20 protein-coding genes are annotated in these 21,043 nt (G+C 62.1%); 11 read left to right on the top strand and 9 right to left on the bottom strand.

Annotation, left to right across the window (positions count from 1 at the left end; genetic code table 11):
• Window positions 1–12: 12 nt before the first annotated feature.
• Together VHO05_RS08080 and VHO05_RS08075 are read left to right on the top strand one after the other, a co-directional pair.
• A complete protein-coding gene (locus VHO05_RS08080; protein WP_329646091.1) occupies window positions 13–1,635 on the top strand; it encodes an ABC-F family ATP-binding cassette domain-containing protein in 1,623 nt (540 codons plus the stop codon).
• Window positions 1,636–1,841: 206 nt separating this feature from the next.
• Window positions 1,842–2,921 carry a tlde1 domain-containing protein gene (locus VHO05_RS08075; RefSeq protein ID WP_329646090.1) on the top strand — a complete coding sequence of 360 codons (1,080 nt, stop codon included), beginning with the start codon at window positions 1,842–1,844 and terminating at the stop codon, window positions 2,919–2,921.
• Between the two features lie 12 nt (window positions 2,922–2,933).
• On the opposite strand, the gene serB is transcribed toward VHO05_RS08075, so the two are convergent.
• Window positions 2,934–3,851 (bottom strand): phosphoserine phosphatase SerB, encoded by a 918-nt coding sequence (gene serB / locus VHO05_RS08070; protein WP_329646089.1) that lies wholly within the window; start codon window positions 3,849–3,851, stop codon window positions 2,934–2,936.
• A gap of 61 nt (window positions 3,852–3,912) precedes the next feature.
• On the opposite strand from serB, the gene miaA reads away from it, so the two are divergent.
• The 4 genes from miaA (at window position 3,913) to ilvN (ending at window position 7,813) form a co-directional block, all read left to right on the top strand.
• Window positions 3,913–4,845, top strand: coding sequence for a tRNA (adenosine(37)-N6)-dimethylallyltransferase MiaA (gene miaA, locus VHO05_RS08065; RefSeq protein WP_329646088.1), 933 nt, complete (start codon window positions 3,913–3,915; stop codon window positions 4,843–4,845).
• Between the two features lie 93 nt (window positions 4,846–4,938).
• Complete coding sequence (locus VHO05_RS08060) at window positions 4,939–6,705, top strand: acetolactate synthase 3 large subunit (protein ID WP_329646087.1); 1,767 nt, start codon at window positions 4,939–4,941, stop codon at window positions 6,703–6,705.
• Window positions 6,702–7,259 (top strand): hypothetical protein, encoded by a 558-nt coding sequence (locus tag VHO05_RS08055; protein ID WP_329646086.1) that lies wholly within the window; start codon window positions 6,702–6,704, stop codon window positions 7,257–7,259. Before VHO05_RS08060 ends, VHO05_RS08055 begins: the two co-directional genes overlap by 4 nt.
• Window positions 7,260–7,267: 8 nt before the next feature.
• Window positions 7,268–7,813 (top strand): acetolactate synthase small subunit, encoded by a 546-nt coding sequence (gene ilvN / locus VHO05_RS08050; RefSeq protein WP_414653728.1) that lies wholly within the window; start codon window positions 7,268–7,270, stop codon window positions 7,811–7,813.
• 11 nt (window positions 7,814–7,824) lie between these two features.
• On the opposite strand, the gene VHO05_RS08045 is transcribed toward ilvN, so the two are convergent.
• Window positions 7,825–8,346, bottom strand: a complete 522-nt coding sequence (locus VHO05_RS08045; protein ID WP_329646084.1) for a DUF1190 domain-containing protein — start codon at window positions 8,344–8,346, stop codon at window positions 7,825–7,827.
• 250 nt (window positions 8,347–8,596) lie between these two features.
• Here VHO05_RS08045 and ilvC point away from each other — a divergent pair, with 250 nt between their 5' ends.
• Together ilvC and VHO05_RS08035 are read left to right on the top strand one after the other, a co-directional pair.
• Window positions 8,597–9,616, top strand: a complete 1,020-nt coding sequence (gene ilvC / locus VHO05_RS08040) for a ketol-acid reductoisomerase (protein WP_329646083.1) — start codon at window positions 8,597–8,599, stop codon at window positions 9,614–9,616.
• Window positions 9,617–9,798: 182 nt separating this feature from the next.
• Entirely contained in the window at window positions 9,799–10,044 is a 246-nt protein-coding gene (locus VHO05_RS08035) for a hypothetical protein (RefSeq protein WP_329646082.1), read from the top strand.
• 393 nt (window positions 10,045–10,437) lie between these two features.
• On the opposite strand, the gene VHO05_RS08030 is transcribed toward VHO05_RS08035, so the two are convergent.
• From VHO05_RS08030 to VHO05_RS08015, 4 genes are all read right to left on the bottom strand, one after another.
• A complete protein-coding gene (locus VHO05_RS08030; RefSeq protein WP_329646081.1) occupies window positions 10,438–11,535 on the bottom strand; it encodes a GGDEF domain-containing protein in 1,098 nt (365 codons plus the stop codon).
• A gap of 327 nt (window positions 11,536–11,862) precedes the next feature.
• Complete coding sequence (locus tag VHO05_RS08025; RefSeq protein WP_329646080.1) at window positions 11,863–12,528, bottom strand: 2-hydroxychromene-2-carboxylate isomerase; 666 nt, start codon at window positions 12,526–12,528, stop codon at window positions 11,863–11,865.
• Window positions 12,506–13,126 carry a LysE family translocator gene (locus VHO05_RS08020; RefSeq protein ID WP_329646079.1) on the bottom strand — a complete coding sequence of 207 codons (621 nt, stop codon included), beginning with the start codon at window positions 13,124–13,126 and terminating at the stop codon, window positions 12,506–12,508. The genes VHO05_RS08025 and VHO05_RS08020 overlap by 23 nt, the downstream gene beginning before the upstream one ends.
• Before the next feature lie 58 nt (window positions 13,127–13,184).
• A complete protein-coding gene (locus tag VHO05_RS08015) occupies window positions 13,185–13,346 on the bottom strand; it encodes a DUF1127 domain-containing protein (RefSeq protein ID WP_329646078.1) in 162 nt (53 codons plus the stop codon).
• A 168-nt stretch (window positions 13,347–13,514) separates the two neighbouring features.
• On the opposite strand from VHO05_RS08015, the gene VHO05_RS08010 reads away from it, so the two are divergent.
• The 3 genes from VHO05_RS08010 (at window position 13,515) to VHO05_RS08000 (ending at window position 17,382) form a co-directional block, all read left to right on the top strand.
• The gene (locus VHO05_RS08010; RefSeq protein ID WP_329646077.1) at window positions 13,515–14,411 is read left to right on the top strand and encodes a LysR family transcriptional regulator; all 897 of its coding nucleotides are present in this window, start codon (window positions 13,515–13,517) and stop codon (window positions 14,409–14,411) included.
• Window positions 14,412–14,457: 46 nt separating this feature from the next.
• Window positions 14,458–15,246, top strand: a complete 789-nt coding sequence (locus VHO05_RS08005) for an SDR family oxidoreductase (RefSeq protein WP_329646076.1) — start codon at window positions 14,458–14,460, stop codon at window positions 15,244–15,246.
• A 333-nt stretch (window positions 15,247–15,579) separates the two neighbouring features.
• The gene (locus tag VHO05_RS08000; protein WP_414653721.1) at window positions 15,580–17,382 is read left to right on the top strand and encodes an ABC transporter ATP-binding protein; all 1,803 of its coding nucleotides are present in this window, start codon (window positions 15,580–15,582) and stop codon (window positions 17,380–17,382) included.
• A gap of 60 nt (window positions 17,383–17,442) precedes the next feature.
• Here VHO05_RS08000 and VHO05_RS07995 read toward each other — a convergent pair whose 3' ends face one another.
• The 3 genes from VHO05_RS07995 to ligD (VHO05_RS07985) form a co-directional block, all read right to left on the bottom strand.
• Entirely contained in the window at window positions 17,443–18,309 is an 867-nt protein-coding gene (locus VHO05_RS07995) for a pirin family protein (protein ID WP_329646075.1), read from the bottom strand.
• A 132-nt stretch (window positions 18,310–18,441) separates the two neighbouring features.
• The gene (ligD, locus tag VHO05_RS07990) at window positions 18,442–19,425 is read right to left on the bottom strand and encodes a non-homologous end-joining DNA ligase (RefSeq protein ID WP_329646074.1); all 984 of its coding nucleotides are present in this window, start codon (window positions 19,423–19,425) and stop codon (window positions 18,442–18,444) included.
• Window positions 19,425–21,026 (bottom strand): non-homologous end-joining DNA ligase, encoded by a 1,602-nt coding sequence (gene ligD, locus VHO05_RS07985; RefSeq protein ID WP_329646073.1) that lies wholly within the window; start codon window positions 21,024–21,026, stop codon window positions 19,425–19,427. The genes ligD (VHO05_RS07990) and ligD (VHO05_RS07985) overlap by 1 nt, the downstream gene beginning before the upstream one ends.
• Between the last annotated feature and the right edge of the window lie 17 nt (window positions 21,027–21,043).

The following is a 21,043-nucleotide window of genomic DNA, read 5'->3' as shown; positions in this document are numbered from 1 at the left end:
CATCTTCCGCGCATGATTCATCTCGACAACATCAGCAAGCAAAACGGCCACCAGCTCCTGTTTATTGAGGCGTCCGCGGCGCTTCACCGGGGAGAAAAGGTCGGGCTCGTCGGTCCGAACGGCGCGGGCAAGACGACCCTCTTCAGGCTGATCACCGGCCAGGACCAGACCGACGAAGGTCAGGTGGCCGTCGATCGTGGCATCTCGATCGGCTACTTCAGTCAGGACGTCGGCGAGATGTCGGGCCGCAGCGCCGTGTCCGAAGTGATGGACGGCGCTGGACCGGTGAGCGCGCTGGCCGCTGAACTGGCGGAATTGGAAGCCGCCATGGCCGATCCCGGCCGCGCGGACGAGATGGAAGAGTTCATCGAGCGGTATGGCGAGGTGCAAGGACGCTTCGAGGAGCTGGGCGGCTATGCACTCGAGGGTCGCGCACGCGAGGTGTTGGCCGGATTGAGTTTCAGTCAGGAGATGATGGACGGCGACGTCAGCGCGTTGTCGGGCGGCTGGAAAATGCGCGTCGCGCTCGCTCGCATTCTCCTCATGCGCCCGGATGCGATGCTGCTCGACGAGCCGAGCAACCACTTGGACATCGAAAGCCTGATCTGGCTCGAACAGTTTTTGAAGGGTTACGAAGGCGCACTTCTGATGACCTCGCATGATCGCGAGTTCATGAACCGGATTGTGACGAAGATCGTCGAGATCGACGGCGGAACGCTCACGACGTACTCCGGCGACTACGAATTCTACGAGCAGCAGCGGGCACAGAAAGAAAAGCAGCAGCAGGCCCAGTTCGACCGTCAGCAGGCAATGCTTGCCAAGGAGCTGAAGTTCATCGAGCGATTCAAGGCGCGCGCGTCCCATGCCGCGCAGGTGCAGAGTCGCGTCAAGACGTTGGAGAAAATCGAGCGCGTCGAGCCGCCGAAGCGCCGCCAGAGCATCGCATTCGAGTTTCCGCCAGCCCCGCGCTCCGGCGAGGACGTTGCCACCTTGAAGAACGTGCACAAGGGTTACGGCAGCCGCAGCATTTATGAGGGATTGGATTTTCAGGTGCGCCGGAGAGAGCGCTGGTGCGTCATGGGCATCAACGGCGCCGGCAAGTCCACGCTGTTGAAGCTCATCGCAGGCGCTACGCAACCCGACACGGGAACGGTCGCGCTGGGAGCCAGCGTGAAGATGGGGTACTTTGCCCAGCACGCCATGGATCTGCTCGACGGCGAGCGCACCGTATTCCAGTCGCTGGAGGATGCGTTTCCGCAAGCCGGGCAAGGCTCACTGCGTGCGCTCGCCGGCTGTTTCGGCTTCTCAGGTGACGATGTCGAAAAACGATGCCGCGTACTCTCCGGCGGCGAGAAGGCGCGCCTGGTGATGGCGAAGATGCTCTTTGATCCGCCGAACTTCCTCGTATTGGACGAGCCGACGAACCACCTCGATCTGATGACGAAGGAGATGCTCATCAAGGCGCTGGCGCAGTATGAAGGCGCCATGCTCTTCGTCTCGCACGATCGCCACTTCCTCGCCGAGTTGTCGAACAGAGTGCTTGAGCTAACGCCCGACGGCATCCATCAGTATGGCGGCGGATACACGGAATACGTCGAGCGAACGGGTTACGAGGCGCCCGGCCTGAGAAGCTGAGGGCGTCCCGTTCCTTAGCTTCGAAATCGAGATAACCGCGTAACTGGTGTTGATTGGCGGGTGAATTGCCTTTCGAAGGCCATACTCTCACCCCGACTCGTGCCGTAAGAGTACCTGACGGATCACCACCGGGGTGTCGCGTGCATCTGAGGCTAGCCAGCAGAAGGACAAGGGCCGCGCTCGCAGTAGCTGCGGCTTGCCTTCTGTTGTTGCCCCGGCACGCAGCTGAGGCGCAGGAGCCCACGCAGATCGACGCTGGAGGCGCCGCGGCTGCGGCCGATGAGATCGCCGATATCTTCAGCAAGGTCGGCGATCAGATCTACGAAGACTGCATCTTCGAGCTCTCGGACGAGCAGGTCGAAGTTCAGACGGCATTGATCCAATCGTACATCCAGCAGGGCGCCACGAGCGCGGCCGCGCGAAAGCTCGCGGCTATTCAGATCCAGCCGCCCAAGCTCTCGGCAAAATGCGAGCAGGTCCGCCGCGAGCCCGAGCCTCCGCCGATGGACTGGACAACCACCACGAAGCAGGCACCGCAGAAGCCGGTCGTCGCTGCGGTGCCGCCACCCAAGCCGAAACTGCCGGAGCAGCCTCCGCCCACCATCACGCTGACGGGCAAGAAAATGCTGCCGCAATGGGACTGCGCGGATGGCGTCGACTACGTCACCATCCATCTCAATGGCTACGAGAGAAAGCTGACGGGCGGAGAGATCTGCAACCCATTCGAGGATGTCGTACACGAGGTTCCTGCCGCACCGGCCACGTTCCGTCTTGGCTACACGATCAAGACCGGGCGCGTCTTCGTCATCTCGGATGATCCATCTGCAAATGGGAAGACGGTTGCCTGGGGCCTCTCCGGACGTGACGTCTGCCGCAACAACCCCGATCCCGATTGCTTCGCCGCGCGGGCGATTGGACCGCTGCCCCCGGGCGAGTACACCTTCGCCGCTGAAAAATCTCAGCGCGTGAGCTGGGGCCCGCGCACAAAGCGGCATGTCGCCGGCATCTACTTGCGCAAGCTCTGGAACAAGGAGCAGTTCAGCGCGCAACACACCGCGGCCATCCTGAAGCGCGGCAACATCGCCATCCACGTGCGTCTCAAGGGCGAGATGTCGGAAGCCTGCATTGGGCTCGAGCCAAAGGGCTGGGCCTACGTCGCGTCTCTGATCAAGGACGGACGCGCATCTGCCCTCAACGTCTACATCGACGAGCCGCATCCGCAGATCGCCGAAGCGCCGCCGGTTGTTGTCGCCTCGTCGTTCTCGCTAACGTCGCTCTTCAAGTAGTCAGCGGTTGGTTCACCGCACAAATTCATCTCGGGTATAGCCCTGCAGATAGAGCAGGGCCGTGAGATCGCCATGCGCGATGACGGCGCCGTTGCCGGAATTGCGGGCCTGAGTGGCGAGGATGGGCTTGGCGCGGAACGCCACACCGAGGCCCGCTGCAGCCAGCATGCGCGTGTCGTTGGCCCCATCGCCGACGGCAAGAGTGTCCGAAGCATCAAGCCCAAACTCCCCCGCCAATTTGCGGAGAGCTTCGGCCTTTCCTTCGGGCCCGAGGATCGGGGCGCGCACTTTGCCTGTGAGCCTGCCGCCGTCGATCTCCAGCACATTGGCAACGACGGCATCGAAGCCCACACGCTCCGCAATCGCTTCTGCAAAGAGCGTGAAGCCTCCCGAGACGAGCGCGCATGTGCTGCCGTTTGAACGCATCGTGCGCGCCAGTGTTTCCGCGCCGGGCATCAGCGTGACGCGCGACAGCAGAGCTTGTACCTCCGCAGCCACCAGCCCCTCGAAGAGAGCGACCCGCCTGACGAGCGAAGCTTCGAAGTTGAGCTCCCCACGCATGGCCGCTGCAGTGATCGCGGTAATTTCCTCGTGCCGTCCTGCAAGCTTGGCGATCTCGTCAATAAGCTCCTGCTCGATGATGGTGCTTTCCATGTCGGCGCAGAGAAGCCGTTTGCGCCGAGTTGGACCGGTTCCCGCGACCACATTTATGTCGATCGGAGGATCGCCGATGGCCGCGGCCATGGCGTCGGGAAGGGCGCTTACGTCGGAAGACGCCGCGAAGGGCAGCTCCCAGGCTGCTCCCGGGGAGAGCCATGCTGCATCGAAGGCAGGGGCGTCGAACGCCCCCGCGGCGGCACGCGTCACGCTCTCCATCACAGCGCCTGACCCCGGCGCGGCTGTCAGTACAAGCGTATGAGTGGGGCGCATACAGCACTCGCGGAATGAGGCAGATAATGCAGGACCAAGCCAGCTCGGATAGAAGAGCGGCATGACGAAGCTCAATCCCGTACTGATCGCAGGCCCGACCGCATCCGGCAAGTCTGCCTTCGCCCTTGCACTGGCCGAACGCCTCGATGGCACGGTCATTAACGCCGACGCCATGCAGGTCTATCGCGAGCTGCGCGTGCTGACAGCGCGGCCAAGCGATGAAGACGAGCGCCGCGCGCCGCATCGGCTTTACGGGCACGTCCCCGGTGGCGAAGCCTATTCCGCTGCCCGGTACGCCGACGAGGCACGCGACGCGATTTCTCAGGTTCAGGGTGCGGGCCGCATTCCGATCATCGTCGGCGGGACGGGCCTCTATTTCAAAGCGCTGATCGAGGGTCTGTCCCCGATGCCCGCCATTCCGGAGGAGATCCGGGCGCGCTGGCGTCAGGCTGCGGCAGACGAGGGGCCAGCCGCCCTGCATCGCATTCTCGCGGAGCGCGATCCCGAGATGGCCGCCCGCCTGCGGCCGTCGGATCCGCAGCGCCTGACCCGCGCTTTGGAGGTGCTCGAGGCGACAGGACGATCCCTCGCGGTCTGGCAGACCCTGCCAGGCGAGCCGGTGGTGGCCGTCCAGGACGGGCACGCAATCGTCGTGGCACCGGACCGCGAGGAAATGCGCCGGCGAACGGATGCCCGCTTCGACGGGATGATGGCGGCCGGCGCGGCTGACGAGGTCAAAGCGCTACTGCAACTCGGCTTGGATGCCGACTTGCCGGTCATGCGGGCCCTCGGCGTCAAACCGCTGAGCAATTTTGTGACGGGCCGAATAAGCGCCGAAGAGGCGGCAGAGATCGCGAAGGCTGAGACTCGCCAGTATGCCAAACGGCAGATGACATGGCTTAGGCGCAATATGATTGCGTGGAAATGGACTAGCAGGAAAGAAATGGAAAGTTTAGCAGCAGAAACGTGCGATATTATTCAATCTACGCCTTGACCCCCTCCCTCGACGCCCGTAGGGTGCCGCCCGCACGAGGCCCCGGGAAGACCAGGGTGACTCGTCGTGGACGGACCCAGGCGGAGAGTACTCATGGCACGGACGATGACGGGCGCCGAAATCGTGATCAAGGCGCTCCAGGATCAGGGCGTCGAGCATATTTTCGGCTATCCGGGCGGCGCCGTCCTTCCGATCTACGATGAGCTGTTCCAGCAGGAAAAGGTGCAGCACGTTCTCGTCCGCCAGGAGGGTGGCGCGCTCCACGCTGCCGAAGGCTATGCGCGCTCGACCGGCAAGGTCGGCGTTGCCCTCGTGACCTCCGGTCCCGGCGCCACCAACGCCGTCACCGGCCTCACCGACGCGCTGATGGACAGCATCCCGCTGGTTTGCATCACCGGCCAGGTCCCGACACACCTGATCGGCAACGATGCCTTCCAGGAGTGCGATACGGTCGGCATCACGCGCCCCTGCACAAAGCACAATTGGCTCGTGAAGAACGTGAACGACCTCGCGCGTGTCATCCACGAGGCCTTCTACATCGCCAAGGCCGGCCGTCCTGGCCCGGTCGTGATCGACATTCCGAAGGACGTGCAGTTCGCGACCGGCAACTACGTCGGCCCCTCGAACATCGCGCACAAGACGTACAAGCCGCGCGTGAAGCCGGACCCGGTCCCCGTGCGCGATGCGGTCGAGCTGATGGCTTCCGCCAAGAAGCCGGTCTTTTACACCGGCGGCGGCGTGATCAATTCCGGCCCGAAGGCCAGCCAGCTCCTGCGGGAGCTTGTCCGTCTCACTGGGTATCCCATCACGTCGACGCTCATGGGCCTCGGCGCCTATCCGGCGTCCGACAAGCAATGGCTCGGCATGCTCGGCATGCACGGCACCTACGAAGCCAACCTCGCGATGCATGACTGTGACGTCATGATCAACATCGGCGCGCGCTTCGACGACCGCATCACGGGCCGCATCGACGCATTCTCGCCGGGCTCAAAGAAGATCCACGTCGATATCGATCCGTCGTCGATCAACAAGAACATCCGCGCAGACATCCCGATCATCGGCGATTGCGCCTACGTGCTCGAGGAGATGCTGCGCATCTGGAAGGCCAAGGCCCCGCAGCTCGACAAGGCCGCGCACAAGGCGTGGTGGAAGGAGATTGACGGCTGGCGCGCGAAGAAGTCGCTCGCCTACAAGAACTCGTCCGATGTCATCATGCCTCAGTACGCCTGCCAGCGCCTCTATGAGCTGACCAAGGATCGCGACACCTACATCACGACAGAGGTCGGCCAGCATCAGATGTGGGCCGCGCAGTTCATCAACTTCGAGGAGCCGAACCGCTGGATGACGTCCGGCGGTCTTGGAACCATGGGCTACGGCCTGCCGGCCGCCATCGGTGTACAACTCGCGCATCCGAAAGCGCTCGTGGTTGACGTTGCGGGCGACGCATCGATCCTGATGAACATCCAGGAATGCTCGACGGCCGTGCAGTACGATCTACCCGTCAAGGTCTTCATTCTGAACAACGAGTACATGGGCATGGTGCGCCAGTGGCAGCAGCTGCTGCACGGCAATCGCCTGTCGCACAGCTACACTGAGGCGCTGCCCGATTTCGTGAAGCTCGCCGAGGCCTACGGCTGGACCGGCATGCGCTGCGATCATCCCGCGGACCTCGATGATGCCATCCGTGCGATGATCAACCACAAAGGCCCGGTCATCTTTGATTGCCGCGTCGCAAAGCTGGCCAACTGCTTCCCCATGATCCCCTCCGGCAAGGCCCACAACGAGATGCTTCTCGGCGAGAATATCTCCGACGAGGAAGTCTCGAAGGCCATCGGCAAGGAAGGGAAGGTGCTCGTGTGACCCGCTTCAACTCGCTCCGTTTCGTCGCGGCTTTGGTTGCTGCCAGCTTTTTTGCCGGCGGAGCGTTGGGGGCTGCGGCCACGGAAGTAGGCACCGACGAGAAGGCGGTGGAAGCTCCCGCCTGGGACCAGGTCGCGAACATCCGCGGCGCAGCCGAGCGGCTTGGCCGGCTGCACCGCGCTCGCGGCGCCAAGGCGGCCTACGAGCTGATCGACAATTGCTACAAGACCCACAGCCTGGCTTCGACCTACGGCGAAGGCTTCGAAGCGTGCATCGTGCAGGACTATCTTGAGACGCGCACGCTGATCCAAATTTATTCGCGCATGCCTCCGGACGCTTTGCAGAAGGCGGGCGTACCATCGCCGCAGATGCTCGCAGATACGATGGGTCAGCGCATCTCGGCGGCATTTCAGCAGTATCAGAAGACGCAGACCTACGCCGACGAGGTGAGGCGGCTCGTCGATCAGCACGGCCTGCCGGTGTTTGTCGCCATTGTGTTTCCAGAAGCCGTCCAGGCGATTGAGAACGAGAAGTCCAAACAGCAGAAGAAATAGCGGCGATGATCAACACCAATCCTCAGACCCACTACTCCGCGCCCGCTATCAAGCAGGACGTCGAAACGCGCACGCTCTCTATTCTGGTCGACAACGAGCCGGGAGTTCTGGCGCGCGTGATCGGTCTCTTCTCAGGCCGCGGCTACAACATCGATAGCTTGACCGTGACGGAGACGGAGCACGAAAAACACCTCTCGCGCATCACCGTCATCACGCGTGGCACGCCCGCCGTCGTCGAGCAGATCAAGCACCAGCTCGAACGCCTTGTGCCCGTGCATCGCGTGCGCGACCTCACGCTCGAGGGCGTTTCGCTCGAACGCGAGTTGGCGCTGGTAAAGGTAAACGGTAAGGGCGAGAAGCGCATCGAAGCGCTTCGGATGGCCGAGATCTTCCGCGCTCAGGTCGTGGATACGTCGATCGAGCACTTCATCTTCGAGGTCACCGGCAAGCCGAGCAAGATCGAGACCTTCATCTCACTTATGACCGAGCTTGGTCTCGTAGAGGTGTCACGTACCGGCATAGCCGCCATAGGGCGCGGCGCGGTGGGAATGTGATGAGGCGCGCGCTACAGCTTCAGCCCGCCGCCGCTCTTGCCGCGTTTCTTTCCTTGCGCGGATTGCGTTTCGGCGACCGAAAGCGCAAGACGCGAGAAGTTGAGGCTCTGGTCGCTTGCGAGCATCACGCTCTTGCTGGCGGTCTGGAAGCCGACGGCTCCATCTTTCGTGGGATAGAGCGGCTCGGCGCGGGTGGACGATCCGATCGTCACGGCGAACGCGGACAGCTTCTGGCGGTACTTGCCCGAGGCCGCGCGCTCGCACTTGTCCTGGCCGACATCCTTTTCGCACGTCTCGATGTTGGAATAGGTCTTCGAGGATGCTTCGTGGCTCGCGACAGCACGCTCGATCGCATCCGCGCAGGATTTGACAGCCGCCTCGCCAAAGGAGGCGCAGTCGGAGGCGCTGACGATGACGCCGCGCGCACTGGAGTTGCTTCCGCTGGCCGCTGGCACACTGCTGTCGCCGCACCCGCCGAGTGGCGCGGAAACGGCAAAAAGAACAAGGATCGACGTAAACTTGAACGGCCGCATGGGCAGACGGCTCCCGCATATGAAATCGCTGCCTATTCTGTCGCCGCAGCCGTTTCGGATCTGTTAAGCACCCTTTCCGGTCTTTCCACCGTCCGCGCCAATTCGCCCGTCCCCCTCTTGGCCGTTGAAACGGCGCCGAACGGCGGTGTAACGTCCGCCCGAATTACGCGGGTGCCCGCTTCTTATGCAATTTGGGCCTCTGGCCCCAACTATTCCACCCTCCGTTAATCTCAAACCGCAAGAGAGACCAATGCGCGTCTATTACGATCGTGATGCCGACATCAATCTGATCAAGTCCAAGAAGGTCGCCATTGTCGGCTATGGCAGCCAAGGCCGGGCCCACGCGCTGAACCTCAAGGATTCCGGCGTCAAGGATATCCGCATTGCATTGAAGCCGGGCTCGGCGACCGCCAAAAAGGTCGAAGCTGACGGCCTGCACGTGCTTTCGGTGGCCGAAGCAGCCTCGTGGGCGGATCTCATGATGATGGCCACGCCCGACGAGCTGCAGGCCGATATCTATCGCACGGAAATCGCGCCGAACATCCGCGACGGTGCGGCGGTGGCATTCGCACACGGCCTCAACATTCACTTCAACCTGATCGAGCCCAAGTCGACGATCGACATCATCATGATCGCGCCGAAGGGACCGGGCCACACCGTGCGTGGCGAGTATCAGAAGGGCGGTGGCGTGCCCTGCCTGATCGCGATTCATCAGGATGCCTCGGGCAACGCGCACGACATCGCGCTCTCTTATGCCTCCGGCGTCGGCGGCGGCCGCTCGGGCGTCATCGAGACGACCTTCAAGGAAGAGTGCGAGACCGACCTCTTCGGCGAGCAGGCTGTGCTCTGCGGCGGTCTCGTCGAGCTCATCCGCGCCGGCTTCGAGACGCTGGTCGAAGCGGGATATGCGCCGGAAATGGCCTATTTCGAATGCTTGCACGAGGTGAAGCTTATCGTCGACCTCATCTACGAGGGCGGCATTGCCAACATGAACTATTCGATCTCGAACACCGCCGAATGGGGCGAGTACGTCACCGGCCCGCGCATCATCACGCCCGAGACGAAAGCTGAGATGAAGCGTGTCCTTTCCGATATCCAGACGGGCAAGTTCACCTCTGATTGGATGCAGGAGTACAAGGCCGGCGCTGCGCGTTTCAAGGGCATCCGCCGCATGAACGACGCCCATCAGATCGAGGAAGTCGGCGAAAAGTTGCGCGCTATGATGCCCTGGATCTCGAAGAACAAGTTGGTCGACAAAGGCCGCAACTAGTCCGCAAGGACTGGATATGACGGAATGACGACAAGGGGCATCCGGCTATGCGGGGTGCCCCTTGTTGCGTAAAGACCGCGCCCTGCAAGCAGGCTTCTTGCGCTCCGAACCTCACCTCTGGAAAGACGACCGTTTTGGGCGCATGCTGAGCTTGCAGAAGCAAGTAACGGGGAGTTCAAAAAATGAAACGTGCCGTCATTTCGCTCGGCCTCGCAGCTGCCCTGGCGCTGGCCGGAACATTGGCTTTCGATGTGCTTGGCGGACCTGAGAAAACTGCGGCGGTCGCGGCCAAGGGCTACAAGACCTGCAAGGCCAAGACCAACGCTGGAAAAATCAAGACATGGCGGTGTGGGGCCGATCAGGCCTGCTGCGTCAACCGCACACTCGACACATATGTCTGCGGTCTTCCGGGACTCGGCTGTCTCTGACCACAACGCCGGCTCGGCATCTGGTCCGGGCCGGCCCTTTCCAAAAAAGCAATGTGTTGCTGGCGCTTAAAGTTCGAGGCGGTCCAGCTCGTTTCCGTTTGCGAAACGTTCGCGGCTGAAGGCGTCCCGGTTCGTTTCGTTTGTATCGGCGGGGTGATCGTCGCGGGATGAAGTCCCGCCGGCAGAGGCCAGTAGTGGACGCACGATCATCCGCAATCCCAATGGACCCGCGGCGGCAAGGCGCAAAAGCGGCTGCATGGATTTTCCCTTACGCTACACAATCAGAGAACCCTTGCGGTCTTGAGGCCGCCTGGTTCTGTTGTGACTCCGCGAAGGTGAACGAGAGCTTAACGGTGCGCGAAGGCAGTGCGCCGGCGTTCGCGCGCCAAGACGCTAGTTGTTCTGGCCGAACGCTGCGACTCGGTTACGGCCTTGCGACTTGGCATCATAGAGTTTGGCGTCCGCGCGTTGAACGAGCATGTCGACGTCGTCACCGCGACGGTACTGGGCCACGCCGAACGACGCCGTGAGTTGACCGACCTTCTGGTTGGTCTCGCGGATTGTGAGCTTTTTGCTTTCGAACTGACGGCGAATACGCTCCGCGATATCTTTGGCGGCTTCCTGTTCGGTCATGGGCAGGATGATCGCGAACTCTTCGCCGCCATAGCGGATCACCGTGTCGTTTTCCCGGATGCCCGCCTCGATCACGCGCGCGAACATCTTGATGATTTCATCGCCGACCTGATGGCCGAAGCCGTCGTTGACCCGCTTGAAATGATCGATATCGCACATAACCAGGGATAGCGATGTCCTGTCCTGTTCGCAGGCCGATATGGCCTTCGCCATCGTGAGATCAAACTGCCGCCTGTTACCCGTTCCGGTGAGCGGATCCTTCAGGACAAACTCTTCGGCTTGGCTAAGGCTCGACCGCAGCTCTTCGATCTGCTTGTGGGACTCTTCCAGCTTCTTCTTCAACTCGCCGCTGTCGTTCCGCATGCGCTCGTTTTCAGCGACGAGAAGGCTCACGATCACGCGGACCTGCTCGGGTTCCGACAAGCCCTGAAGCCGCGCCTGCGCATTGGCCAGTGACTTGGCGTAGCTCTCATTGGTCGTGATATGCCCGCGGATTAAGCCAAGTACTTTGGAAAGCTCGCGCTCGAGCTTCTGACCGACCTTGGCGACAGCATCACCGGTGAGGCCCGAAGCCCCCCCTCCGGCGATGTTCGAAAGCAGCGGCTTGAGCGCATTGAACGCGAGTGCCAGCGCGCCCAAAATCACCGCAATCACGACGCCGAGGCCGAGAATGGCGATCGGATTGTACCGCGTCTCCAGAACGGCACCTTCACCGACACGGATCGAGCGCAACGTTCGGAGGGGAGAAATATCGAATTCAGATGCGGAAATGAGAACTGCCAGCGCTGCCAAAACGGTAACGCCCCCAACGGCAAGCACGCTGCGCTGGGCGACAGTCAGGTCTCTGAGTGAAATCATGAGAAAGCACTTTGGAAGAGCGGAATGGAACAGTGTGTACCCAATAACCTAGAGCTACAACTTATCTGCCGATCCCGATATGTGATAAAATAGATCATAAGTCGATAGTCGCGGACTGGCATGCGCCCGATCAAGCCTCATGCGGGTATGCGAGGCATGTCACAAGCGTCCACAACGCCAAAAATGTTTGCCGCCAACGTGCTTCTTAGAACATTTCTGACATGTCGGCAGTGAAAGTACTGCCTGAATCTCTAGGCGATTCTGCCAGTCTCTGGAATGGTCAGTTCACATAAGACGGAGGCTAGACTGGAGAAGCGAAATGAGTTTTCAGTCTTCGGATGTTGCCTTCTTGGTGGAAACGGCACCAGCCCAATCGAGAGCGGTCTCCAGCCGATCGTTGCCCCAGAAAATTTCACCGTCCCTTGCGACAAACGTCGGCGATCCGAAAATCCCAATCCGATCCGCAAGTTCGGTCTCCTGCCGGAGCTGAGCTTTGACCTCAGGCGTTTCAGCGCGCTCCAAAAATACGCGTGAATCCGAACTGAAGCGTTCAATCACGGATTGAACGACGGCGGGATCGTCGATCCGTCGGCGAGCCGCGAATTCCTCGCGGAAGATCGCGTTGCAATAGTTGCCGACCCACGGCTGATCCGCGGCGGCAGTGGCAACACGCGCTGCCAGAAGGCTATTCTGCGGAAACGGCTCCGGCGGCACGAGCGGCAACCCGAGACCGGTACAGACGCGTTCGAGATCGCGCCACATGTACCGCCCCTTGGCCGGATAGATATTAAATGGCGAGGTGTCCCATCCCTGACGTTTGAAAATGGCCCCCAGCATGAACGGCCGGTAGCGCACCGTGACACCGGCTGCGCGCGCCAGGGGTTCGATCCGCTGAGACGCGGGATAGGAGTAGGTGGATCCGAAGTCGAACCAGAAGTCGAGGTGGGGATGTCCCATGACGGCGAGGGCCTCAGTGATGAACGAAGAGGTCATACGCGACCGGCAGCGCACTCGCGACGAGAAGCAGCGCCATCACCAGATTGAAGGTGCGCATTTTGGACGGACTGTCGATCAGTCGGCGCATCAGACTTCCGAACGCGGCCCACGCACTCAACGAAAAGAACGCGACGATGATGAAGACGCCCGAGATCCACGCGAGCGATTCCGTTGCCGCGTCGGCGACGGAAAACGCGGCCGTCGCCGAAAGCGCTATAGCCCAGGCCTTCGGATTGACCCATTGGAATGTTGCGCCGGTGAATGCGGAAAGCGGTTCAGATAGGGACGTGTTGTCCGCTGTGTCGCTTGCCGGTGTGCTGCTGGCGACCCTCCACGCCAGCCACAGCATGTACGCGAGCCCGAACACTTTGATGGCCGTGTGAAGGCCAGGGTAGGAGCGGATGAGAGATCCCAATCCGATACCGATCGCCACCAGCATGAAAGCGAAACCGAAACTGATGCCCGCAATCAGCGGCACGGTCCGGCCGACGCCGTGATTGAGCCCCGAGGTCAGCACGAGCAAATTATTCGGCCCAGGTGTGATGGATCCGGCAATCGCAAATCCGATAAGGGCCAGAACAATGTCGGTGGGCATTCGTAGGCCTCTGGAGCGATGAAGTGGCAGCGCATCCTAACCGCCTTTGCATCAACAATCATCGAGGGTCGGGTAGATCCCAGAACGGCCGGCTCCATTCCTGCTCGGCATCGGCACGGCTCACGCCGATATCCTTTAGGGCGCGTTCATCCAACGTCATCAGCTGCCGCCGTTCGCGCGCTACACGAAAAACGGATTCCAGCCAGGTCACAGCCTGCATGACGCGCCGCCTCCAACCGAGGCTCGTTGTACTGAGGTGCGGAAGGGACGAGCAGTGCTCCATGGCGGTGCTCCCGGACTTGCGTGGAGGCGGTTCTTAGGGCACACGGTTGCATTAGGAAAGCAAATGTATTGCATCCTGAATATAACGCATCGTTATGGTGGTGCCGTGGCCCGCAACATCGACATGGGACTGCTCAGAGCTTTTACCGCCGTCATCGAAACGGGGTCGGTGACGGAAGCGGCCGGCACGCTGAGCCTCACGCAAGCGGCCGTAAGCCAGCAGATCAAGCGCCTCGAAGAGCTGTTCGGCAAGCCCATGTTCGTGCGCAAGCAACGTAAGCTCGTGCTGAGCCCGGACGGCGAACGCCTACTCACCTTCGCGCAACGGTTGGTGGCTTTGAACGACGAGGCATGGCGCGCGATGGCAACGCCCTCCTTCGATGGCGAGGTCCGTCTCGGCGTTCCATACGATCTCGTCGCGCGTTTCCTGCCAAAGGTTCTCCGCCGCTTTGACAAGCGCTTTCCCAACGTTCGAGTCTCGCTGCTGACGAGCACGTCACGTCTGCTGTTGGAATCTCTCAGTCGGGGCGAGCTTGATCTCACCCTGGCAACCGAAGCCGCTCGGCCCGCCCGCGCGGAAAGTCTGCTCGTCGACCGTCTCGTGTGGGTCGGCGCGGCGGGCGGCGACGCCTACCTCCGCGAACCACTACCGGTTTCACTTGGCGCCGAGACGTGTGCTTTTCGCCCCTACGCGCTCGCCGCGCTTGCGAAGTGGAACCGCCGCTGGCGCCCGGTCAGCGAAAGCAACAGCCTCGAGCCGATGATTGCGACGCTGGAAGCAGATCTGGCTGTGGCACCGATGCTATCCTGCGCTGCGCCAAAGAGCCTCCAGATCTTGAGTGAAGCCGCAGGGCTTCCCAAATTGCCGGCGTGTCACGTCAATCTCTACCTGCCGCGGAACACGCAGAACGACATGGCTTCGGAATTGGCGGCGGTGCTCCGTGAGGAGTTCGCTTCTGTTGGTCGCGCCTCGTCATCGCGAAAGACCGTTGCCGCGGAGTGAGCGCGATCGCCATGCCATCGAATGCAATCGGAACAAGGAGACATCCATGAACCTAGGCCTTGCCAACAAGACGGCCCTCGTGACGGCCTCGTCCGGCGGTATCGGGCTCGAGATCGCCCGTTCGCTTGCCGCTGATGGCGCGCGCGTCATCATCAACGGCCGAACACAGGGAAGTGTCGACAAGGCGATGGCGGACATTCGAGCTGGATTGCCGAAGGCAGATCTCGTTCCGCTTGCGACCGACAACGGCACCGCTGAGGGATGCGCCGCCACGATAGCATCCGTTCCCTCCGTCGATATCCTGGTCAACAACTTGGGCATCTACGAAGCCGTCGGCTTCTTCGAGGAAACGGACGAAGACTGGCAGCGCCTGTTCGACGTCAACATCATGAGCGGCGTGCGGCTCTCGCGACACTACCTGCGAGGTATGCTGGATCGGGGGCATGGCCGCATCGTTTTCATTTCGAGCGAGTCCGGCGTGAGCCCGGCGCCCGAGATGGCCCACTACAGCGCCACCAAAACCATGCAGCTTTCGATAGCGCGCTCGCTTGCCGAACTGACCAAGAACACGAATGTAACTGTGAACTCGGTGCTACCGGGGCCGACGCGCACGCCAGGAGTCGAGGAATTCATCGGAGGAATTTTCCCCGGCGTCGCGCAGGCAGATGCGGAACGGCAGTTCATCGCGCAAAACCGCCCGACATCGCTCATCGGCCGCCTCATCGATCCGAAGGAGATCGGCGACACGGTGGCTTTCGTCTGCTCGGATCGCGCATCCGCCATCAACGGCTCGAACATCCGCGCCGAAGGCGGTCTCGTCCGCAGTGCATTCTAAGAGCGTCATCAAATCGCCCGATCTGCGCGGCAACACTGCGGTCTCGAAAGTCGCAGCGTTGCCGGGCAGGGTTGCCACTTTCTTGTGCAGCTGCTATACGCTTCGCAGTATCAACTTAACCGGGGAGGACTGCATGACGATCACATCCTTGCTTGTTCGCCCGGTTTGGACCGTCCGCCACCTTTAGGTCGACAGTCCTTCGGCTGCGTCTGCAGCCTCCTCGATCGTTCGAGGCAAATCCCAAAATTCGTTTTGGACCGCTGACGCTCGCACAACGTGTGTCCGCGTGACCGCTATCCATCGGAGACGGCACGGCAACGTGCCGGAAATGATATGACAACGCACAACCGCAACAGCGGGCGCGCGGCCATGACCGCCGTGCTTGCTTACACTGCTGGACATTGGCGACGACGGAAGCTCCTCGTTGCCAGGATCGCCGGCGCAATTGTGCTGGCAACGCTGGCAGACCTGCTGATCCCGTATTTCTCGGGCCGCCTCGTCGATGCGCTGCTCCTCACCGAGCAGACACGCGAGGTTGCGCTGTCGCGCGCGCTCGAAGCATTCGCGGTCATGGTCACGCTCGGCACGGTCATGGTCGGCTTCCGGCATTGGGCCTGGCTCGGCGTCATTCCGCTTTCGCTCGGCATGATGTCCGATGTCGCGCAGGAGACGTTCGCGCGCGTCCAGCGCTTCTCGAGCGATTGGCATGCCAACAGCTTCTCGGGCTCCGTGATGCGCAAGGTGACGCGCGGCATGTGGTCGATCGACCAGCTGAACGATACGCTGTTGCTCGCGCTGTTGCCGTCGGCGTTCGTGCTGATCGCCGCGACGGTGATGCTCGCCGTGCAGTGGCCGGTCATGGGCCTGATCGTCGCGCTGGGCGCGGCGGCATACATTGGCATGACCGTTTCGCTGGCGATGTTCTACATCGCACCGGCCTCGAAGCTCTCGAATGCGTGGGATACCCGCATCGGCGGCACGCTGGCGGATGCGCTCGGCTGCAACGCCGTCGTGAAGGCCTACGGCGCGGAGGATCGCGAGGACGGGCGTCTTGCAAACGTAGTCGCGCGTTGGAAGCGTCGCACGTGGCGGACCTGGTACCGGCACACGTTGGCAGGCACGAGCCAGCACGTCGTGCTGCTGTTCGTGCGCACGGGCCTTGCAGGTGCGGGCCTGTGGCTCTGGTGGATGGGCAAGGCGACACCGGGTGACGTGACATATCTGCTCACGACATACTTCGTCGTGCACGGATACCTGCGTGACGTCGGCATGCACGTGCACAACCTGCAGCGCTCCGTGAACGAGATGGACGAGCTGGTCGAGCTGCACACGACGCCGATCGGCATTGCGGACCGCAAGGATGCCGTGCCGATGCGGATTACGAAGGGCGAAGTCCGCTTCGAGAACGTGGGCTTCCACTACGGAGCGCACGAGACGCCGCTTTATCGCGACTTGTCCGTCACGATAAAGGCCGGCGAGCGTGTTGGCCTGGTCGGGCATTCGGGGTCCGGCAAGACGACGTTCGTGAAGCTCATCCAGCGTCTCTACGACGTAACGGACGGGCGCATCATGATCGACGGGCAGAACGTGGCGGATGCGACGCAGCAGTCGTTGCGCGCGCAGATCGCCATCGTTCCGCAGGAGCCGATCCTGTTCCACCGCACGCTGGCCGAAAATATCGGCTACGGGCGGCCGGGAGCGTTCCAAGAGGAGATCGAGCGGGCGGCGCGGCTCGCCAATGCGCACGATTTCATCGCGCGCCTGCCGAAGGGTTACCAGACGCTCGTCGGCGAGCGTGGCGTGAAGCTCTCGGGTGGCGAACGCCAGCGCATCGCGCTTGCACGCGCTTTCCTGGTGGATGCGCCGATCCTGATCCTGGACGAGGCAACGTCGAGCCTGGACTCGGAGTCGGAGCAGCTCATTCAGGCAGCCGTCGAGCGCCTCCTCAACGGACGCACCGCAATCGTCATCGCGCACCGCCTGTCGACCGTGCGGTCATTGGACCGGATCCTCGTGTTCAACCACGGCCGCGTTGTCGAGGACGGAACGCACGCGGCTCTGATGAGCAATCCGAACGGGCGCTATCGTCACCTGTTCGAGCGCCAGTCCGGCGATCTCCGCGACGCCGCGGAATAGGCAAATGAAAGAGGCCCCGATCGAAACCGATCGGGGCCTCTTCTAGTTCGAGTGGCGATCTCAGTGCACCGTCTCGGTCATGGTGCCGAACTTGCCATTCTGAAAATCGAGCATGGCCTGCTTGATCTCGCCGATCGTGTTCATGACGAACGGACCGTGTGCAACGACCGGCTCATTGATGGGTTCGCCGGACAGCACCAGTACCGTCGCATCATTGTTGGCTTCGAGCTTGATCTCGCCGCCCGTCCGCTCGAACTGGACAAGCTGCGAGCCCCTTACGACCTCTTGCTCGTTGACCAAGACTGTCCCGCTGAGCACGACGAGTGCCACGTTATGGCCCTCGGGCAGTGTCAGCGTCGTAGCCTTGTCGCGGGCGAGACGCAGGTCCCAGATGTTGATCGGCGTAAACGTGCGCGCCGATCCTTTCTGTTCCTGATATTCGCCCGCGATCACCCGCACGCGTCCTGCTCCATCGGCAAGTTCGACAGACGGGATGTCCGCGTTGAGGATCGTCTGGTAGCCCGGAGCCGCCTTCTTGTCCTTGCCGGGAAGGTTGACCCAGAGCTGCACCATTTCGAGCGTACCGCCCGTGCGGGTAAACGCCCGCGAATGAAACTCCTCGTGCAGGATGCCCGAAGCCGCCGTCATCCACTGGACGTCGCCGGGACCGATCGTGCCGCCGTTGCCGGTGGAGTCACGGTGCTCGAGCTCGCCCTGGTAGACGATGGTGACGGTCTCGAATCCGCGATGCGGATGCTGGTCCACTCCGCGCGGCCTCTCGGCAGGCGTGAAGTCCGCTGGACCCGCGTAGTCGAGCAGCAGAAACGGGGACAGCTCCGCCGCGGGCGAAAACATCGACCGCACGGGAAAGCCGTCGCCGACCCAGTGGGCTTTGGGGCTGCTGGTGATATTGAGGATCTTTCTCATGGGGTTTGCTCCTTTCCGGCCCGCGCCCGCCGAATGCGGGGGACCTCTGTTGCCCGCAAAATGGGCCCATGCAGCGGTCTTCACAAGACGGCTGGGGTCAACGCAGAGTTTCCGTAGCGGAACCGATCCGGCCTAGGATTTGGTCTTCCGCGTCTTTGGTCGGTGCACGTCGGAAGCGGGCTTGTCCTCCCGCAATCCCTTGAAGGCGGCGTGCCTGAGCAGGAGATCGCCCGTACGCGTGCTGTAGGCAATCTGGGCCACGAGCTTGGGCTCGACCCAGACCACGCCACGCCGCTGCACGGCAGTGAGAGGAGCGGAGAAGGGCGAGGCCGCCCCCTTGAGCGGCTGCATCTTCTTCCAGAGCGCGCGCGCCGTGTCGTGGGTGAAACCGGTTCCCACCCGCCCAACATAGACCAGTTTGCCCTGCTCGAAGGTGCCAAGCGCGAGCGCGCCGATCGCCTTGTCTTCCACCGACGACACGAGATAGCCGCCGATGACGAACTCATCCGTTTGCAGGCACTTGGACTTGAGCCATTCGCTGTTGCGTCCGGAGCGATAGGGACGGTCCGTGCGCTTTGAGATAATGCCTTCAAGGCCGAACGAGCAGGCTTCCTTGAGTACGGTCGCGCCTTCGCTGGCCATATGTTCGCTGTAGCGGAGATGCTTGGAGCGGCTGCGCGTTAGAACCGCTTTGAGCAGGTCCTTGCGTTCGATAAGCGGCCCGGACGTAATATTCACGCCGTCGAGGTAGAGGAGGTCGAACCCGATGAAGATCATCTCCGACCACTGTCCCGTTTCGAGGGCTTCGACGAGCTTGACGAAACTTGTCAGACCCCGCTCGTCCTCGACCACCGCCTCGCCGTCGATGATGGCGCTCTTGACCTTCAGAGATTTCAGCGCCTTCGCGAGGGACGGAAAGCGAGCTGTCCAGTCGATGCCAGTGCGCGTCAGAAGCTTCACCGAGCCGTCGGCGATGTGTGCCTGCAGGCGATAGCCGTCGAACTTGATCTCGTGCACCCAATCATCACCGCGGGGTGGCGCGTCAGCCAATGTGGCGAGGCAGGGCGGAATGAACGCCGGAACGGGATCTGGCTTGCGAGTGGACAGCGCAACCATCAGCTATGGCCCACGAGCTTTCGGATGGCGCCCTTGAGTGGGCGCGCAGCCTTGGCGTAGTCCTCCCACGCCTTCGTCTTGCTGAGCAGACCGGGCACCGTGTGCAGCGTGAAGCGCATTGGATCGAGCCCCTTGCGCACCTGCGCCCACGTGAGCGGCATCGACACGGGCGCACCCGAACGCGCGCGCGGAGAAAGCGGAGCAACGGCCGTCGCCATGCGGTCGTTGCGCAGGTAGTCGAGAAAGATCTTTCCGCCCCGGAGCTTCTTAGTCATGGTCGTGAGGTACAGATCCGGGCTGTCGTGCGCCATCGCCTCGCAGACGGCGTGGGCGAATGTCTTGGCTTCGTCCCAGCCGAGTCCGTCCTTGGCACCGACCTTGAGCGGCGTGACCACATGCAACCCCTTGCCGCCCGTGGTCTTGCAGAAGGCAATCAGGCCGAGCCCTTCAAGGCGATCGCGCAACTCGTTCGCAGCTGCCACGACTTTGTCGAAAGCGATGTCCGGTGCGGGATCTAGATCGAACACGAACCGCCCCGGCGTTTCCGGACCGCCCGCGACGCAGTTCCAAGGATGAAACTCCAGCGCCGCCACTTGCGCCATGGCGATGAGGGCTTCCGCGTTGTCGATCTGGAGATACGGCTCCCGATCGCCAGAGACTTTCACCAAGGTGATGTGATCGGAAGTACCGCGCATGGCATGGCGCTGGAAGAACGTCTCGCCGTCGATGCCGTCCGGCGCGCGGATCACCGAACAGGGACGGCCCTCGATGTGCGGCAGCATCCAGTCGGCGACGGCTTCGAGGTAGCGGGCGAGGTCCATCTTCGTCGCGGCCTTCTCGCCCTTTGCGGCGGGCCAGAGCACTTTGTCGGGCTTCGAGATCGCGATGCCAAGCACAGCATTGGGGTCGGCAGGATCGAGGGCATCGCGGGCCGCTGCGGAGTGCCATACGGCATTAGCTTTGGGCTGGCCGCGCCCGCCCGTCATGAACGGCACGGGCCGCTTGCCTTTGCCAGCTGCGATCTCCGCCATGGTCCGCCCCGATGCAACGGAACGATCCTCTCTGAGAAGCCCATCCTTGTCGCCCGCCCTCGAGTACTCATCGCGGTGTTTGATCAGCAGCCAGTTGTTGCGATTGCCACCCAACTTGTCGTGCTTCATGCGCACGAGCACCCAGCTTCCCTTGAGCTTGGAGCCCGCCATCAGGATCTTGAGATCGCCGTCGCGCAGTGCTTGATCGGCCGGCTTGTCGCCCTCGGGCATCCAGAAACCGCGGTCCCACAGCATCACGGTGCCGCCGCCGTATTCGCCCTTCGGGATCGTGCCCTCGAAGTCTCCATAGTCGAGGGGATGGTCTTCGACTTCGACCGCGAGGCGTTTGTCCTTGGGATCGAGCGACGGCCCGCGCGTGACGGCCCAGGACTTGAAGACGCCGTCCATCTCAAGGCGAAGATCGTAATGAAGCCGCGTCGCATCGTGCTTCTGGACGACGAAGCGTGGATATTCGGCCGAGCGGATTGCCTCTTGTCCCGAAGGCTCCTCGGTCTTGGTGAAATCCCGCTTTGCGCGATAGGTCGAGAGCTTCTTTGTCGACTTTGCCATGCGCCATCTCGCTTGCC

The sequence above is a fragment of the Hyphomicrobium sp. genome, assembly GCF_036262015.1.
GTDB lineage: Bacteria > Pseudomonadota > Alphaproteobacteria > Rhizobiales > Hyphomicrobiaceae > Hyphomicrobium_C.
Note: the sequence above shows the minus strand (reverse complement) of the source record. Positions and strands in the feature narration are given on the sequence as shown.